The organism is Klebsiella indica, from assembly GCF_005860775.1.
Lineage (GTDB): Bacteria > Pseudomonadota > Gammaproteobacteria > Enterobacterales > Enterobacteriaceae > Klebsiella > Klebsiella indica.
Window position 1 is genome coordinate 121884 of record NZ_VCHQ01000010.1, and the last position, 16554, is coordinate 138437.

At 51.3% G+C, this 16554-nt stretch carries 18 protein-coding genes; 8 read left to right on the plus strand and 10 right to left on the minus strand.

Annotation, left to right across the window (positions count from 1 at the left end; all coding sequences use genetic code 11):
- Positions 1-21: 21 nt before the first annotated feature.
- On the plus strand, positions 22-189 hold the full coding sequence (rmf, locus tag FE839_RS09020; RefSeq protein ID WP_138360498.1) for a ribosome modulation factor: 168 nt from the start codon (positions 22-24) through the stop codon (positions 187-189).
- Positions 190-256: 67 nt separating this feature from the next.
- Here rmf and fabA read toward each other — a convergent pair whose 3' ends face one another.
- Positions 257-775: a bifunctional 3-hydroxydecanoyl-ACP dehydratase/trans-2-decenoyl-ACP isomerase gene (gene fabA, locus FE839_RS09025; protein WP_138360499.1), complete on the minus strand. Its 519-nt coding sequence runs from the start codon at positions 773-775 to the stop codon at positions 257-259.
- 69 nt (positions 776-844) lie between these two features.
- Positions 845-2602: an AAA family ATPase gene (locus FE839_RS09030; protein ID WP_138360500.1), complete on the minus strand. Its 1758-nt coding sequence runs from the start codon at positions 2600-2602 to the stop codon at positions 845-847.
- Positions 2603-2786: 184 nt separating this feature from the next.
- Here FE839_RS09030 and matP point away from each other — a divergent pair, with 184 nt between their 5' ends.
- Complete coding sequence (gene matP, locus FE839_RS09035) at positions 2787-3239, plus strand: macrodomain Ter protein MatP (protein ID WP_138360501.1); 453 nt, start codon at positions 2787-2789, stop codon at positions 3237-3239.
- Positions 3240-3337: 98 nt separating this feature from the next.
- Here the strand turns inward: matP and ompA are convergent, their stop codons facing one another.
- Complete coding sequence (gene ompA / locus FE839_RS09040; protein WP_138360502.1) at positions 3338-4408, minus strand: porin OmpA; 1071 nt, start codon at positions 4406-4408, stop codon at positions 3338-3340.
- A 362-nt stretch (positions 4409-4770) separates the two neighbouring features.
- Positions 4771-5280: an SOS-induced cell division inhibitor SulA gene (gene sulA, locus FE839_RS09045; RefSeq protein WP_138360503.1), complete on the minus strand. Its 510-nt coding sequence runs from the start codon at positions 5278-5280 to the stop codon at positions 4771-4773.
- A gap of 554 nt (positions 5281-5834) precedes the next feature.
- On the opposite strand from sulA, the gene FE839_RS09050 reads away from it, so the two are divergent.
- A complete protein-coding gene (locus FE839_RS09050) occupies positions 5835-6470 on the plus strand; it encodes a TfoX/Sxy family DNA transformation protein (RefSeq protein WP_138360504.1) in 636 nt (211 codons plus the stop codon).
- Here FE839_RS09050 and yccS read toward each other — a convergent pair.
- Both yccS and FE839_RS09060 read right to left on the minus strand, forming a co-directional pair.
- Positions 6446-8581, minus strand: coding sequence for a YccS family putative transporter (gene yccS, locus FE839_RS09055; protein WP_138360505.1), 2136 nt, complete (start codon positions 8579-8581; stop codon positions 6446-6448). The genes FE839_RS09050 and yccS overlap by 25 nt on opposite strands.
- A gap of 17 nt (positions 8582-8598) precedes the next feature.
- Positions 8599-9045 carry a YccF domain-containing protein gene (locus FE839_RS09060; protein ID WP_138360506.1) on the minus strand — a complete coding sequence of 149 codons (447 nt, stop codon included), beginning with the start codon at positions 9043-9045 and terminating at the stop codon, positions 8599-8601.
- Between the two features lie 122 nt (positions 9046-9167).
- Between FE839_RS09060 and helD the strand changes: the two genes are divergently transcribed.
- The gene (helD, locus tag FE839_RS09065) at positions 9168-11222 is read left to right on the plus strand and encodes a DNA helicase IV (protein ID WP_138360507.1); all 2055 of its coding nucleotides are present in this window, start codon (positions 9168-9170) and stop codon (positions 11220-11222) included.
- A gap of 28 nt (positions 11223-11250) precedes the next feature.
- Here helD and mgsA read toward each other — a convergent pair whose 3' ends face one another.
- The gene (gene mgsA / locus FE839_RS09070) at positions 11251-11709 is read right to left on the minus strand and encodes a methylglyoxal synthase (RefSeq protein WP_138360508.1); all 459 of its coding nucleotides are present in this window, start codon (positions 11707-11709) and stop codon (positions 11251-11253) included.
- A 154-nt stretch (positions 11710-11863) separates the two neighbouring features.
- Between mgsA and FE839_RS09075 the strand changes: the two genes are divergently transcribed.
- The gene (locus tag FE839_RS09075; RefSeq protein WP_138360509.1) at positions 11864-12277 is read left to right on the plus strand and encodes a CoA-binding protein; all 414 of its coding nucleotides are present in this window, start codon (positions 11864-11866) and stop codon (positions 12275-12277) included.
- A 293-nt stretch (positions 12278-12570) separates the two neighbouring features.
- On the opposite strand, the gene hspQ is transcribed toward FE839_RS09075, so the two are convergent.
- Positions 12571-12888, minus strand: coding sequence for a heat shock protein HspQ (gene hspQ, locus FE839_RS09080; protein WP_138360510.1), 318 nt, complete (start codon positions 12886-12888; stop codon positions 12571-12573).
- Between the two features lie 177 nt (positions 12889-13065).
- Positions 13066-14268: a 23S rRNA (cytosine(1962)-C(5))-methyltransferase RlmI gene (gene rlmI / locus FE839_RS09085; RefSeq protein ID WP_138360511.1), complete on the minus strand. Its 1203-nt coding sequence runs from the start codon at positions 14266-14268 to the stop codon at positions 13066-13068.
- Between the two features lie 188 nt (positions 14269-14456).
- On the opposite strand from rlmI, the gene FE839_RS09090 reads away from it, so the two are divergent.
- The 3 genes from FE839_RS09090 to yccX are packed head-to-tail and all read left to right on the plus strand — an operon-like array spanning position 14457 to position 16150.
- Positions 14457-15011, plus strand: coding sequence for a YbhB/YbcL family Raf kinase inhibitor-like protein (locus FE839_RS09090; protein ID WP_138360532.1), 555 nt, complete (start codon positions 14457-14459; stop codon positions 15009-15011).
- Between the two features lie 17 nt (positions 15012-15028).
- Positions 15029-15817 (plus strand): helix-turn-helix transcriptional regulator, encoded by a 789-nt coding sequence (locus FE839_RS09095; protein ID WP_138360512.1) that lies wholly within the window; start codon positions 15029-15031, stop codon positions 15815-15817.
- Positions 15818-15868: 51 nt separating this feature from the next.
- Complete coding sequence (yccX, locus tag FE839_RS09100; protein WP_138360513.1) at positions 15869-16150, plus strand: acylphosphatase; 282 nt, start codon at positions 15869-15871, stop codon at positions 16148-16150.
- On the opposite strand, the gene tusE is transcribed toward yccX, so the two are convergent.
- Entirely contained in the window at positions 16147-16476 is a 330-nt protein-coding gene (tusE, locus tag FE839_RS09105) for a sulfurtransferase TusE (protein WP_138360514.1), read from the minus strand. The two genes, yccX and tusE, sit on opposite strands and share 4 nt — an antisense overlap.
- Positions 16477-16554: the final 78 nt, after the last annotated feature.

The window sequence follows — 16554 nt, forward strand, 5'->3', positions numbered from 1 at the left end:
AAAGAATGAGGGAAACGAGGCATGAAGAGACAAAAACGAGATCGCCTGGTACGGGCACATCAACGTGGATATCAAGCCGGTATTGCCGGAAGGTCGAAAGAAATGTGTCCTTATCAGACCTTGAACCAAAGGTCCTGGTGGCTAGGAGGCTGGCGAGAAGCCATGGAGGACAGGGTACAGATTGCCTGACTGTCTCTTTAAAAATGAAGCCTCCGCCAGGCGGGGGCTTCGCCTTTTATAACGCATTGCTGCTTAATCAGAACGCAGAAGTATCCTGGAACAGACCCACTTTCAGATCGGTTGCCGTGTAGATCAGACGATCGTCAACCAGCACTTCACCATCCGCCAGACCCATAATCAGACGGCGGTTTACCACCCGTTTGAAGTGAATACGATAGGTCACTTTTTTCGCGGTCGGCAGTACCTGGCCGGTAAATTTCACTTCTCCCACGCCTAATGCGCGCCCTTTACCTTCGCCGCCTAACCAGCCAAGGTAGAAGCCAACCAGTTGCCACATGGCATCCAGACCCAGACAACCAGGCATTACCGGGTCGCCAATGAAGTGGCAACCGAAGAACCACAGATCCGGGTTAATATCGAGTTCTGCTTCGACATAACCTTTGTTGTAGTTGCCGCCGGTTTCGGTCATTTTGATGACGCGGTCCATCATCAGCATATTTGGCGCTGGCAACTGCGGGCCTTTTGCCCCAAACAGTTCGCCACGACCAGAGGCAAGAAGGTCTTCTTTTGTATAGGATTCGCGTTTATCTACCATGTTTTGAGTAAGCCTTATTTTGAGTTCGGGACGCAGGATAGCTAACACGTGTACGCTGAACAAGTCCGATCAGTTCGAACCTGAACCGCATAACCAGCGTAGCGGCCACGGAAAGCGATGACGATTCTCTTGCTGGGTCGCCTGCGCAATACGTTCCTGAATGGTTTGCCGTAAAGTTTGTCCTTCACCGTCCCAGAGCAACTGGGTCAGGATGGGTAATGCTTCAGTCACATCATCAACTGCCCAGATGAAGAATTGTTCATCTTCTACGGCTTTCTGCAGCTCCTGCGCCAGGCTGAGATGACGCACATTGGCAGAAGGAATAATGACGCCCTGTTTACCTGTCAGCCCGCGTTGCTGGCAAATAGCAAAGAAGCCTTCAATTTTTTCATTGAGCCCACCCACTGGCTGTACGCGACCAAACTGGTCGACTGAGCCGGTAATGGCGATACTCTGGTTAATCGGCACATTGGCCAGGGCGCTGATTAATGCACACAGTTCCGCCATGGAGGCGCTATCGCCGTCCACCTCGCTGTAGGATTGCTCGAAGGTCAATGAGGCGGTGAACGGAATCTGTTGCTCCAGTTCCAGTTTGGACATCAGAAACGCCTGCATGATCATCATACCTTTAGCGTGGATGTTGCCGCCCAGCTCGGCCTTACGCTCAACGTCAATAAATTCGCCGTCACCGATATGCACGACGCAGCTAATACGCGAAGGCTCGCCAAATGCACGTGGATGGCCAGGGAATTCAATAACGGACAGCGCGTTGATTTGTCCTATGCGTTCACCTTCGGTCTCGATCAATATTTGCTCTTGCAGGATCTCGTCCTGGATCCGCTGTGCGAGATAGCCTTCGCGCCACAAACGACGTTCCAGCATGGTTTGCATCTCTTCGGCGGTGATCGTTTTACCTTCACAGAAGGCGGCTGCCTCCCGAAGCTGGCGAGCCACCCAGAGCAGACACAGGGGCAGGCTTTCCTGATCCCCTGTATAGCGGGCGCCTTCCTGAATCAGTAACGGCCAGGCGTCGGCCTCAAGGCCAGGGAGTTCGAGATGTCGGGCGTTTTGCCAGACCCATTGGCACCACTGCTTCAGGATCGCTTCATCGTCGATCTGCAGGTTGTCTTCATACTCGCTGTAGATAGCCTGGGCAGAAAGTTCGGGTTCCATCTCCTGGAAGTCAGCAAGTGATTCCCGCTCGCCAACCAGAATAACTTTCAGATTAAGCGGCATGGAGGGAATGCTCGCCGGAAGGGGGCGGGATTCATTGTTTGACAGCCAGTCAAAGCGTTGACGGGCAATCATATTTTTTAGCCGCATCCATAACAGCGGCTGTGCCAGCAGCGCACGCAGGGAGAGAATCAATACACCGCCATTGGCACGATGAACCAGACCGGGTTGTAGCGTGATTTCACCGTTAAACTGGCGTACGCAGCCAAAGAGCTGCTCCGATTCAATCCAGTCTGCGGATTCGACCGTTCCGCTGCTTGCAAAGTTATCTTCCGCCGTTTGCGGCGGAGTAAGTGTTATTCTGCCGCCGTCAACCTGATAGCGCACACCATAAAGTGCGTCTGACGGATGATGTAAAGTTCGGGTTTCGTCCACTAACCACTGCAGATATTCTGGCTCTTCCGGGGCTTTAACCAACATAAACGATGAAATGGCTGGAGTGACCAGAAGTTGCTCCAGGGCATAGAATAAACGAGGTTGCAGTTCACCGCTGAGGGATGTCTCCGCTTGCGCCAGGTCGGTTTGTGCAAACAGCGCCTGATAACTTTCCGTATCAGGTGCAAGGTCTTTTCGGGTAAGTTTCGTAATGGTCAAAATCGCTGTTTTTAGTCAGATGTAAAACCGGCGATTATACATTATGCAGCGCCTGAGCACACGGGGGATCGCGATTGTCACGGTGATAACGAACCTACCCACTTCACGAAAGATGATTTATTCTCAGCACATCAAGAAAAAGCTGATATCCTGAAACGAGTTACACGGTCACATTGAGATCGCAATGAAATATCAACAACTGGAAAATCTTGAAAGCGGCTGGAAATGGGCATATCTGGTAAAAAAACACCGGGAAGGTGAACTTATTACCCGTTACATTGAAGCCAGCGCTGCACAAGCTGCGGTCGATGTATTACTGACGCTCGAAAATGAACCCGTGCAGGTGAATACCTGGATTGAGCAGCATATGAGTCCTGCGTTAGTCAACCGCATGAAGCAGACCATTCGCGCCCGACGCAAGCGTCATTTTAATGCGGAGCATCAGCATACGCGTAAAAAATCTATAGACCTGGAGTTTATGGTCTGGCAGCGTCTTGCTGGCCTTGCGCAAAGGCGGGGTAAGACTTTGTCGGAAACAATTGTGCAACTGATTGAAGATGCTGAACATAAAGAGAAGTATGCCAGCACAATGTCCAGTCTGAAGCATGATCTGCAACGGCTGTTAGGCAAAGAGTGATGTTATAGAGCGGGCGCCGGGCTCATTGTTCTTTGGCGCTGATACTTGTATTAACGTAAAAAAAACCCCGCATCAGCGGGGTTTTTTGACAGTATAACTTAAGCCTGCGGCTGAGTTACGACTTCTTTATAACCTTTAACTTCGATCTCTACACGACGATCCGGAGCCAGGCAGTCAATCAGCGCTGCACGTGCTTTCACGTTGTCACAGGTGTTGCCAGTAACTGGATTGGCTTCACCCATACCGCGGGCGGAGATTTTGCTAGCCGGGATACCTTTAGAAACCAGGTAATCAACAACGGACTGAGCACGTTTCTCAGACAGTTTCTGGTTGTAGGCATCAGAACCGATACGGTCGGTATAACCCAGAACCACTGCAGCACCGTCTTTCGGATCCATGTTGCTCAGCTGGGTGTACAGCTGATCCAGAGCCTGCTGGCCTTCTGGTTTCAGCGTTGCTTTGTTGAAGTTGAACAGTACGTCAGACTTCAGGGTGAAGTGCTTGGTGGTTACTTCAGGCGCCGGAGCCGGAGCCGGAGCTACGACCGGAGCAACATCATCCTGACCGAAGCGGTAGGAAACGCCGAGGCTCAGCATGCCGTTATCAGGACGGGCACCAACGGTACCAGCGTCGCCGATGTTGTTAACCCACTGGTATTCCAGACGCGTTGCGATATCACGGGTAACGGCCCACTCTAAGCCGCCAGCGAATACCGGGGAAACGCCAGTATCATGTTCGTTACGAGAAACACCGGTAGACGCGTAGTTGCCTTTGGCGTCAGCGCGCCAGACCATACCACCCAGACGGGTGTAGATATCCAGATCGTCAGTGATCGGGTAACCCAGTTTAGCGGTCAGTTGAACGCCCTGAGCTTTGAAAGCACCGTTATCAACGCTGCCTTTGTATTCCATGCGGCCCAGCCAGTCATAACCCATTTCAAAACCGAGGTACGGGTTAACCTGGTAACCACCAAACGCACCAGCACCCAGCTGGCTGTTATGGGTCGGGCCGTTATTGCCCTGGAAACCGTTACCGTAAAAACCGGTGTCGTGATACTGGGACCAGCCCAGCTTAGCACCTGCATACCAGGTGTTATCTTTCGGAGCGGCCTGCGCTACGGTAGCGAAGCCAGCCAGTGCCACTGCAATCGCGATAGCTGTCTTTTTCATTTTTTGCGCCTCATTATCATCCAAAATTCGCCATGAAAGTACAAAAGACCTCACGGTTAAATCCTTCACCCGGGGCATGACTTGTTGTTAACTATGCTGATACATGCCAATACATGCAGCGTCAGCCGATCACCCCTGGCGATGTAAAGTCTACAACTTAGTTAGAAACTTACAAGTGTGAACTCCGTCAGGCATATGAAAAAAAAGGGTTGTGTAGGTAATGTTTAATAAATAAGGTTGAATTTAATCGAACAAAAAGTGTCGCGAGACCGCATCAGACAGGCATTTTAACAAAAACGTAAATCAAAAAAGCAAGCCTCGTGCCAGGATAAAAAAAGTTCCAGGATTAATCCTAAATTAACTTAATGATATAGATTTGAGTGAATTTTTAACCCAGAAAATTGTCTCTCCGGCTGGCTGTTATTACTGACTGGACGCATGATGAACCCCATGGCGTGCCCTTCTTCTGCAGCGGCAACCAGTTGCTCGTGCTCTTCAATGCTAAGTTCGTCTGACAACCAGCCAATGACCACACTGTAATTCCCGGTACGCAGTGCCCGAATCATGGATTCAAGTGCGTTATGAGGCGATAGTTGGCTGATCTGCATAACCTTTGATAGCGGCAAACCGGAGGACTGTACCCATTCACGGCTTAGCTTTTGCCGGGGCGTTAGCCAGAGTTGCCAGCGCGATTGTTGCCCAAGCTGCTGTAATAAAGGAAGCAAGAGTAGTTGCGTCATCATGGGTTGATCTTCGCGATAGACTATTTCACTGATCAGCCCGTTAGCGGGTTGTTCGACAGCGTCATGAGAACGACGACATACGGTAGTAGAAGTCAGTGGTAAACGATTTGCGTGCGCTGAAGTAAACATAGTCTATCCCGCCTGTGGGTTACTGTATGCATATACAGTATATGCGGATGGTGAAAAGATCAACCTTATTTTTGTTCTGCTGTGCAAAATTTGCGCTTCATGTCGTGACGACTGAGTGCCCGTTACAATGTGATGTCCACAGTTGTTGAATGTGAATTCATCGTTGCTAATATTGTACGTTGAGTGATGTTATTCTCGATTCTGCTGCTGAATATCCTGTTCATTTTTGTTATTTATATTAATAAAAGAGCGACGTTTGCCTGAGAGAGGCATCATCAGCAGGAAATTTCCTGAAAGCATCTCGCAAAAAAGTAATCTGGTTAAGATGAATACAGGATTCCTGTTGCTGCACAGAGAAAAGTCACTTATTTTCTTGATTAATGGATTCGTTAATCAAATTTTACTGCTATACGCAGAATCATTCGGGATGCATCGTGACCGCGAGCAACACACTCTTCGGAAGCACAGATAAGGATGTGATCGGGTAAGGTGCAAACAACAAAGAAACGATTTGAAGGGATATATATATTTACATGATTAATAAGGGAATAATCATGAAGAAAACTTCGTCTCAAAGGATACATCAGTTCAGGGAGTGCTTATCCCCTCTTGGGATAATAAGTTGTCGGCCTTTATTTGGCGGCTATAGTTTGTCGATAGATAATACGGTTTTTGCCATGATGACGGAGGGCGAAATCTATCTTCGGGTCTGTGAGCAGAGCGTTGAGTACCGTGTTGAACATAAGAGCCCGCTTTTGGTCATCCGGAAGAATGGTCGGCTAACTGCGCTAAAATATTATCATATAAACGAAGCGCTTTGGGATGATAAAGAAATGCTGTATCAACTGTCGGCTTTTTCATTGCAGACAGCGCGGAATGAAAAGCAACAATTGCGCAATTCAGGAAGATTAAAAAACTTGCCAAATATTAGTTTCCATATGGAACTACAGTTGATTAATGTCGGTATAACGGATGAGCAAACGCTACGTGAGATTGGCGCGAAAGAAGCCTGGCTGAAACTGCTAAAAACGAATAAAGCGCTGACGGTTAAAGTGCTTTATTCGTTAGAAGGCGCGGTTGCGGGCGTGCATGTCGCCGCACTCCCTGTACAGCGTCGACAGGAGCTTAAGGAGTGGGCGACCAAACATCAGCGCAAGCGGGATATTTACTCAGTTTGTACTTTGACCTGATGCCGTAGCCGACAGATTTCAGGCAGTAATGCCAGAAGTAAACCGATCTGCTGAAGTACTAAAGGTTCTTTGCTGTCGGCGCGAGGTTCGATATGTTGGATCCGAGTCTGCAGGTTTGCCAAAGCTTGCTGGACTCGGTACTCATCGGCGGGAGTGTGATGCAAAGCATCATCAACATAACAAACGGCATCATCCAGTAGCGCCAGCATATCTGGCGTTGTCAGTTTTTCTCGATGGGCGCCGAGAGCCGAAATATAACTGGTAAATGTATGATTCAGGCACAATAAACGAAAGGCGATTTCTCGCATTGCGGCGTCCGCTCTCGGTTCGGTGGATAAATTTGATATTACCGATGCCAGCTCACCATCCCGGTTGTGCGCAGCTCGTCGCGCGATACGATAGGCAAGGCGATTATCCCGTCCCTGGTGATATTGCTCAAGAATAGCATCCAGATACCGGCAGTTGGCGTTAATTGCCTGCTCAAGCACGCGTGGCAAATTGCGGAATTTCCAGTCGGGCCAAATGAAGCTGACGGCCGCCCAGGCGATGGCGCAGCCGATAAGCGTGTCCACTATACGCGGTAGGGCAACTTCAAAGCCTTCCCCCAGTAGGTTAAAGCACAGCAGGACCAGCAGCGTGATGAACATTGTCGCGTGGGCGTATTGTACATTACGGAAAGCAAAGAACAGCACGCCGGTCAAAACAATCAACAGCAACTGGCCTTCAATGGACGGGACAAGCAGAAGTACTGGCAGGCCTATCGCCACGCCAATCAGGGTACCGATTATCCTGAGCGCCAGCCGGTGGCGAGTGGCGTTATAGTTTGGCTGGCAAACAAACAAACTGGTCAATAATATCCAGTAGCCATGGTTCAGGCCGGTAAGCTGGATAAAAGCGTAACCCGTGCACAGCACGAATGACATCCGAACCGCATGACGAAACAGGGCAGACTCCGGGGACATATTACTGCGTAACCGCAGCCAGATATCACTAAACCCATTAGGTTGATCGTCTGCCAGCAGATTTTCTGTACTGGCGCCGGGCTGAACGATCGTTTGGGAGGACTCAATGGTTGCCAGTTGTGCATCAATAGCCCGCAGATTATTGAGCAAAAAGCCCAGAGCCTTGACTTGTTCTTCTGGTGCTCCGCTAGCCCGGACGCGATCGAGAGCGGCATCAAGATGCATAAATGCGCGTTCAAAGTGAGCATCATGCTGATAAGGTTCACGTAAGAGAATAGCGCGTGATAGCTTCTGGCACGCCTGCGCTTGCATGGATAACATCCGCTGGAAACGGAACATGACATCGCTATAGCGGAAGTGATCGCGCAGGGTCTGGTATTGAATATGCGATGAGCTGGCACGCTCATGAATATCCTGCGCCACGAAGTAGTACTGTAAGGTACGGCGAGTTCCTCGTTGACCGCGATCGCCGCGCAGGCGCGTCAGTAGCGAGGTTTTCGTCATATTTAGCGTGGTGACTAACTGCCCGTTGGCTATCGCCAGATCATATAGCGGAGCCTGGCTTTCATCTTCAATATCGGGATCGAACAGGCGTGACTTGAGTTCCAGATAGTGGGCCAGTTGCTCATAACTACGGGCGAGGTTGTCCTGCAAGGGACGGATGGGGAAGATAAGATGTCCGGCGAGTGTGAGTAAATTATACCAGACTGCGCCCGCCAGCAAAAACAACGGCTGAAGGTACCACTGACTGTAGAGGGTCACTCCCAACATGGTATAGATGGCGATTAACAAAGCGCCAAAGGCGATTGTTGCGTAGCGCTGCCCCAGTCCGCCAAGCAAAATAAAGCCGATCGTTGAAGCCGTTAACCCTGGTGCAAATAGCCAGGGCCAGGGAAAGAGAAGCTCCACGGACGCTGAAGCAATAAAGAAGCACACGAGGGTAATAGCCAGATTCCGCAGGCGTCCTGTCAGTCGGTCATCAAGGTCGGTCAGCGCAGCAGCAACCACGCCGAGGGTTAAAGGGATGGTCAGTTTTACTTCGCCAAGCCACCATGGGAATGCGGTCGTACCGCAGAGTGCAATAAAGATCCTGATGTTATATAACCAGGCGCTGTTCCAGGTGTAGCGGCGTAGCAGGGGGCTAAGCATTTCGGAGTTCCATTCAATTACTTAAATCGACGACGGGCATTGGCTTCACGTGCGGCACGGGCGGTTTCAACAGAGACCACGCGGCGACCCACAGGCCACAGAGCAATCGCTGCGATTTTAAAATTCGCGATCCCGACAGGGATACCGATGATCGTCAGGCACTGCGTGATGCCACAGAAAATATGCATCAGGCATAGCCACCAGCCAAAGAAAATAAACCATACAATATTCAGCAGCGTCCCTCCCGCGTTTAGCAGGTTATTTTTCCCCTGGGGATCAAGTTCATCAACATGAATGGCTTCATTCCCGTAAGGAATCAGGGAAAGTTTGGTTATTTCCCAGCATGAGCGAGTGAGCGGCAGCGTAAAGATGAGCACGATGCTGACCAGCGTTGCCAGTAGCCAGCCGAGGGTGGTGGCGAAACCGCCAAGGATAAAGTTTAAAATATTCAGAACGGTACGCATAAACCCTCTGTTTCATTCCGTGGATAATAAGACCCGACCATTGTAGCGTTTTTTGCGCTGGAGCACCCGGTCGCTGGCGGTTAAACTTAAAAACATCCAATCTGATTGAAATTCGACATTATATGGAACTTAAAGCGACAACATTGGGCAAACGCATGGCGCAGCATCCTTATGACCGGGTGCAACTGCTTAATGCCGGGGTAAAGATTTCCGGTGATAACCATGAGTATCTTATACCTTTCAATCAGTTATTGTCTGTCAATTGTAAACGCGGGCTGGTATGGGGCGAGCTGGAATTTGTCCTTCCCGACGATAAAGTTGTGCGTTTGCATGGCACCGAATGGAACGAAACCCAACGATTTTATCACCACATGAATACGCTCTGGCAGCAGTGGAGCAAGGAAATGAGCGAAATTGCCGCTGATGTACTTCGCCAGCAACTGGCGGAGGTGGCGCGTTCCAGCGCTGATGGTAAATGGCTGACGCGTGAGCAGGTTTCAGGTATTCAGAGTAAAATACGCCATGCTATCAGTGGATTACCGGTGCCGACACGCCGCCTTGATACTTTTGATAACTGTCGGGAGCTGTGGCGGCAATGCCAGAGTTGGTTGAGCGATACGGAAAAGGCCAGACTCATTCATAACCAGTCATTTACCGAATCAATGCTGGAACAATATCGAGGTTTTTTTGCCGGTGTGGAGTCATCGCCGCTGAATCCTGCTCAGGCGCGTGCAGTAGTGAATGGCGAACCTTCAGTGTTAGTCCTTGCCGGTGCCGGAAGTGGTAAAACCTCGGTTTTAGTTGCGCGCGCGGGCTGGCTATTGATGCGGGGAGAAGCGGCTCCTGAGCAGATCATGCTACTGGCATTTGGTCGCCAGGCGGCGCAGGAGATGGATGAACGTATCCGCGAACGCCTGGGGACAGACGAAATTTCCGCGCGGACGTTTCATGCTCTGGCTCTGCAGATTATTCAGCAAGGGAGTAAAAAGGTTCCGACAATTAGCAAGCTGGAGAGCGACAGCGGCGCGCGACAGAAACTGTTAGTACAGAGCTGGCAGCAGCAATGCCAGGAGAAGAAAGCACAGGCTAAAGGGTGGCGTCTGTGGCTGGAAGAAGAAATGAACTGGCAAATCCCGGAAGGCGCTTTCTGGCAGGATCAAAAGCTACAGCGCAGGATCGCCAGTCGTCTTGATCGTTGGGTTAGCCTGATGCGTATGCATGGCGGCTCGCAGGCGGAGATGATCGCGGGCGCCCCGGAGGAGGTGCGCGACCTTTTTAGCAAGCGCGTGAAGCTGATGGCGCCATTGCTTAAAACGTGGAAAACGGCGTTAAAGGATGAAAATGCCGTCGATTTTTCCGGCCTGATTCATCAGGCGATTAATATTCTTGATAAAGGGCGGTTTGTCAGTCCGTGGAAGCATATTCTGGTTGACGAGTTCCAGGACATCTCTCCCCTGCGGGCCGCCTTACTTGCTGCGTTACGCCGACAAAATAGTCAGACCACGTTATTTGCCGTTGGCGATGACTGGCAGGCTATCTATCGTTTTAGTGGGGCTCAGCTCTCCCTGACTACTGCTTTTAATCACTATTTTGGCGAAGGGGATTGCTGTGCGCTGGATACCACCTACCGATTTAACCGTCGGATAGGCGAGGTAGCGAACGGATTTATCCAGCAAAATCCCCATCAGTTGACGAAACCGCTAAACAGTCTGGTTGCCGGGGATAAAAAAGCGGTAACGCTGCTGGCGGAAAACAAGCTTGATGACCTGCTTGATAAGATGAGTGGTTATGTAAAACAGGAACAGAGGATTTTACTGCTGGCTCGTTACCATCATTTGAAACCGGCGGCGTTGGATAAAGCCGCCACGCGCTGGCCGCACCTGCAGCTCGATTTTATGACGATCCATGCCAGTAAAGGGCAGCAGGCAGATTACGTCATCATTTTGGGGCTTCAGGATGGGGATGATGGGTTTCCGGCACCGGCACGGGAGTCAATTATGGAGCAGGCATTATTACCGCAACCAGAGGATTTTCCCGATGCTGAAGAGCGACGTTTGTTATATGTTGCTCTCACTCGTGCTCGCTTACGCGTGTGGCTATTGTTTAACAAAGAACAACCGTCACCGTTTGTTGACATGTTAGCGGCGCTCGATGTGCCTGTGGCGAGAAAACCATAATGACTGGCGGCTTTGCCGCCAGCGTGGGTTATTTCAGACGCTCGGCGAGGTAGCGCTGATAATCAGGGATCAAAATATCAACAGAATCGTTGAAGCCCGGAGACTGGATAATAAAGTCGGCTGTAGAAGCATTCGTGGCAACCGGAATATTCCATACCGTTGCCAGACGCAATAGAGCTTTAACATCCGGGTCGTGAGGGACCGCATTTAACGGATCCCAGAAGAAAATCAATACATCGATCTTTCCTTCTGATATCAGCGCGCCTACCTGCTGGTCGCCGCCCATTGGGCCGCTCAGCATGGCGCGAACTTCCAGCCCGGTAGCACGTGAAACCAGATTACCAGTCGTTCCCGTTGCTGATAGGGTATGTTGAGCCAGCAGTTGCTGGTGGCGCTCAACCCATTTCATCAGCATCTCTTTGCAGTGATCGTGAGCAACCAGCGCAATATGTTTGCGCGCTGGCAAGGTACGTGTTGTGAGTTCCATTATTTCTTTCCACATTTTAGCCTGTAGACAGATTACTGGAAGTGACTGCTGCTGCAAGTGTCGGGATGAAAAAATTTGACGCATCTGCCGGGCAGGACCCATGCTGGTTTATCCGGATTAGCATACACTTGGGCTAAATAGCTGGAGGATGAAGATGAAAGAGAACGATATTGCAGGCATTCTGACCTCAACGAAAACTATCGCCCTGGTCGGAGCGAGTGACAAACCCGATCGCCCAAGCTATCGGGTGATGAAGTATCTTCTGGAACAAGGATATCACGTTATTCCCGTCTCCCCGAAGGTGGCGGGAACCTCGTTGCTGGGGCAAAAGGGTTACGCCACGCTGGCAGAGGTGGAGGAAAAAGTCGACATGGTGGATGTTTTTCGTCATTCAGAAGCCGCATGGGGCGTCGCGCAGGAGGCGGTGGCTATCGGCGCGAAAACGCTATGGTTACAACTGGGGGTGATCAATGAACAGGCTGCTGTCCTGGCCCGGGATGCGGGACTTAACGTGGTAATGGATCGTTGTCCGGCAATTGAGATCCCGCGTTTGGGGCTGGCTAAATAGACTAAATCCCGTCATATAGGGCGGTTCAGGAACCGTTGATCGCATCTTAAACTGCGGCGCTATAACTTTATGGCGTCGTCTGCTTGTTCAGAGAAAATCAGCCCGGGCCTGGGGGCAACGCTTTTACCCAGAACCGATATGTCTGGAGACTGTCGCGGAGTCGACCAATAAAACTCCGTCGGGCAAGCTAATATGTCGAAGGTCGGTTGTTTCATCCGGCATTATTTCATCATGGATGCAGGGTTGGGAGATTTTTTTATCAGCCAGATATGGCTATTCGCGCGGTGTTAAAATTAATTACGCAGCGCTGGCGCCAGAAGCTGCTGGCGAATCGTTCTTGCCAGTTCATCCATTGAGGGTTGTTCCGGATGTTCATCGCGGGATTCGCTGCTTAGCTGTGCTTCCGCGAGGTATGTGTGAACCGGCCGACCGAGATCATCTTCCATCACCACATGATACCAGGGTGCCATGCGCAGTTTATCATTAGCGGCGATTTCATCTTCTTCCGGCTCCGTGAGCGAGTACTCTGGATCAACATCAACTACCACGCCCAGGTAGCCCAGAAGCGTGTGGCGAACTTGTTGGCCGATACCGAATTTGCTGGCTATCATATAGCGCCTCCCGGGAGATATTATTCCCTGCTATACCTGTCATACTTCAAGCTGTACGTGTATTGGTCAGGATTACCTGGCTCATCCCTGAGCGCTCCCCTTCAGGGCCAACAACGTTTTGTCCTGCGGCTTGAATCAGTTGGGGTATATATGCGGGCCGATTCTCCACTTTTCAAGTTACATGATGCGACAGGCAAATCCTTTCAGATACAGCCCTTCCGGGTAGGTTGCAATCACCGGATGATCGGCGGCCTGGCGGAACTGTTCTATAAATTGTACATCACGTCCGGCATCAATTGCGGCATCGGCAATGATTTTCTGAAATAAATCACTGGTCATCAGGCCGGAGCAGGAAAACGTCAGCAACACGCCGCCAGGGTTCAAAAGCTGGATCGCCAGCATATTGATATCTTTATAGCCGCGACAGGCCCCCATCAGTTGGCTTTTGTTTTCAACGAATTTTGGTGGGTCCATCACAATAACGTCGAATTTCTCGCCGGAATCGCGATATTTACGCAGTAGCTTGAATACATCGTCGCGGACGAACTCTGCTTTTGCCAGATCGAGTTTATTCAGCATAACATTCTGTTTTGCGACGTCCAGGGCTTCCTGAGACGTATCGACACTCACAACCTGGCGGCAGCCGCCCATCAGTGCGGAGATGGCAAAACCGCCGGTATAGGAGAAGCAGTTCAGCACGCGTTTATCCGCAACGTAGCGGCGAGTTGCCAGGCGGCTGTCCCGCTGGTCGAGGTAGTAGCCGGTTTTGTGCCCGCCCTGAATATCCACCAGCAGTTGCATTCCGTGTTCGGTAATCGGCAGCAAAGCTGGCGGCAGTTCGCCGACTATCGGTCCCTGCGTCAGCGCCAGCCCCTCTTTTTTACGCACAGCGACATCGCTGCGATCGTAGATTGAGCCGTTCGGGAACAGCTTTTGTAGTGCGCTGATAATCGGCGCACGCTGGTATTCCGCACCGGCGCTCAGTAACTGCAAAACAAAAAAGTCACCAAAACGGTCGATGGTGACGCCTGGCAGGCCATCGGATTCACCGGCGATCAGACGATAGCTGTCAAGGCCGTCACGGGTCGCCAGCCACTGGCGCCAGATTTGCGCCTGCTGCAGGCGTCGCTCAAAAAAGGCGTTATCAATGTCTTCGCTGCGGTCAAAACTCCAGACGCGGGCGCGGATCTGCGAGGAAGGGGAGTACGCGCCGCGGGCCAGCCATTTCCCTTGAGAATCAACGATATCGATAGTTTCTCCGGCATGGGCTTTGCCTTCCATCCGCGCGACGGCGCCGGAGAAAATCCACGGATGGCGACGCAGCAGGGATTTCTCGCGTCCTTTAGTTAACACTAAGCGGGGGAATATGGAATCTGTCATGGAGCTACCTTTAAGTAACGGATGTCGGCACCGAAAAAATGGCGCGTAGGTTAGCACAAGTGGCTGAGGCAAGCACTATTCCATCGGCATTGACAGGTGAGCGTTTCGGCACAAAATGCAGGCGCTTTGGCATAATAAAAATCACGCCGGGATCTTACCGTATTTTCTCACCCAACGGAGGAAATATGATGAAAACAGGATTGAAATTAGCTGTCGCGATGATGGCGATCATAAGCAGTACGGCGACTGCTGCGCCATTTAGCATCAGCAGCACGGATATGCGCGATGGCGAGCCTCTGGCCCTGACGCACTGGTTTAGCGGATTCGGCTGTAGCGGTGGTAATATTTCACCGCAAATTGCATGGAAAAACGCGCCCGCTGATACTCGCAGCTTTGCGGTAACCGTTTATGATCCGGACGCGCCGACCGGCAGCGGCTGGTGGCACTGGACGGTGGTGAATATTGCCAGGCAGGTAACCCGTTTAGCCGCTGGCGCCGGGGACAAAGATAACGCTAAACTGCCTGCCGGGGCGGTACAAGGGCGTAATGACTTTGGCTATGCGGGTTTTGGCGGCCCTTGTCCGCCTGCTGGAGATAAACCTCATCGTTACCGCTTTACCGTGTGGGCGCTTGATACGGCGACATTGCCCATTGATACCGGGTCCGGCGGGGCGTTAGTCGGTTTTATGTTGCATAGTCATGCAATCGCCAGCGCGCAGTTAACCGCCATTGCTGGACGATAAATTAACAAGGCGGTCTGATGCGGAACATTCATTTTCACCATAAGGCTTTAACGGCGACGGAAATTACCTCCCGGCGTTTATATAAGCTGCACCGTGTTACGCTTTTTTCTCCTGCGCTATGTCGGGTAACTCGCGGCAGTAAGGTGATTGTGCAGGGAGTCAGTCAGATGCTGGCTACGCCGCAGCAGCTAATAATTTTGCCGTCAGGGGTTGAACTTGACGTTATTAACCAGCCGGAGAATGGACTATTTTGCTCCGAGCTGTTGTTATTAACCCCGGAATTGTTAGCTGATTTTAAGGCTCGCTATATGAACGAGCCGCAGGGCGGGCGTCTGACCTCGCTCTGCGCACCGCTGGCTTCTGAACTGGCGTTTATGTGGCAGAGTGTTTTGCAGGCCGTGCGTGAAGAGGTTTCCGCAGAGTTACAGCATCATCAGGCGATGGGATTGCTATTGGCGCTGTACCAGGCGGGTTACGCATGGCCGCTTCTCAAAGAACGGCATGAAGATTTAACCGGTCAGGTAAGGCAAATTATTATGCTGTCACCCGGCGAGTCGTGGAGTGTTGCGAAAGTGGCTAAGATGCTGTTTGTTGGCGAATCAACCCTTCGCCGCCGTTTACGGCAGGAATCCCGCAGTTTCCGCCAGATAGTGGAAGAGGTGCGTATGGCCTATGCTTTGGGACAACTGCAGTCGACGTCAAGGCCGATCGGCGAAATTGCGCAAAACAGCGGCTATCTCTCCGGATCGCGCTTTAGTGCACGTTTTCGTCAGCATTATGGATTATTGCCAAAACATGTACGCTGAAAGTATTTGCTATCCTCAGCATTATGTCATTAGCCGGAAAGGAGAGTGAGAATGACGACTGTCTGTACTATGGCGTGGGTATACGGTTCTGTTCAGGGCGTCGGGTTTCGTTACTCAACTCAGCGTGAGGCGCTACAGCTCGGGCTAACGGGGTACGCGCGCAATCTTGACGACGGTGGTGTGGAGGTTCTTGCCTGTGGCGAGGCGGAGAAAGTGGCACAGCTGATTGCCTGGTTGAAAGCAGGCGGGCCCCGTAGCGCGCGGGTTGACAAGGTTCTCACTGAACCCCATCAGCCCACCAGAGAGTGGCAAAAATTCGCCATTCTGTATTAGATGCACTTGACCGGTTTAGGCAGGCCGGCGATTTTTGTCGCCTGCTTAGCCGGGCCTTTCGGGAACAGGCGGTAGAGATAACGGCTGTTGCCTTTCTCTTCGCCGAACGTGTTCGCCATGGCCTTCACCAGCATGCGAATGGCCGGCGACGTATTGAATTCCAGATAAAAGTTACGCACAAAGCGCACCACTTCCCAGTGCTCAACGGACAGAGTGATGCCCTCCTGTTCAGCGATAACTGCCGCCATCGCTTCACTCCACTGGGTCGTATCCTTCAGATAACCTTCGCTATCGGTCTCGATTTCATTGCCTTCAAAGATAAACATAATTTTCATATACCGCTGAAACTACTCGCGGCAGTGTAGCAAAAAATAAGGCCCTGCATAAGCAGGGCCTCGGAACAG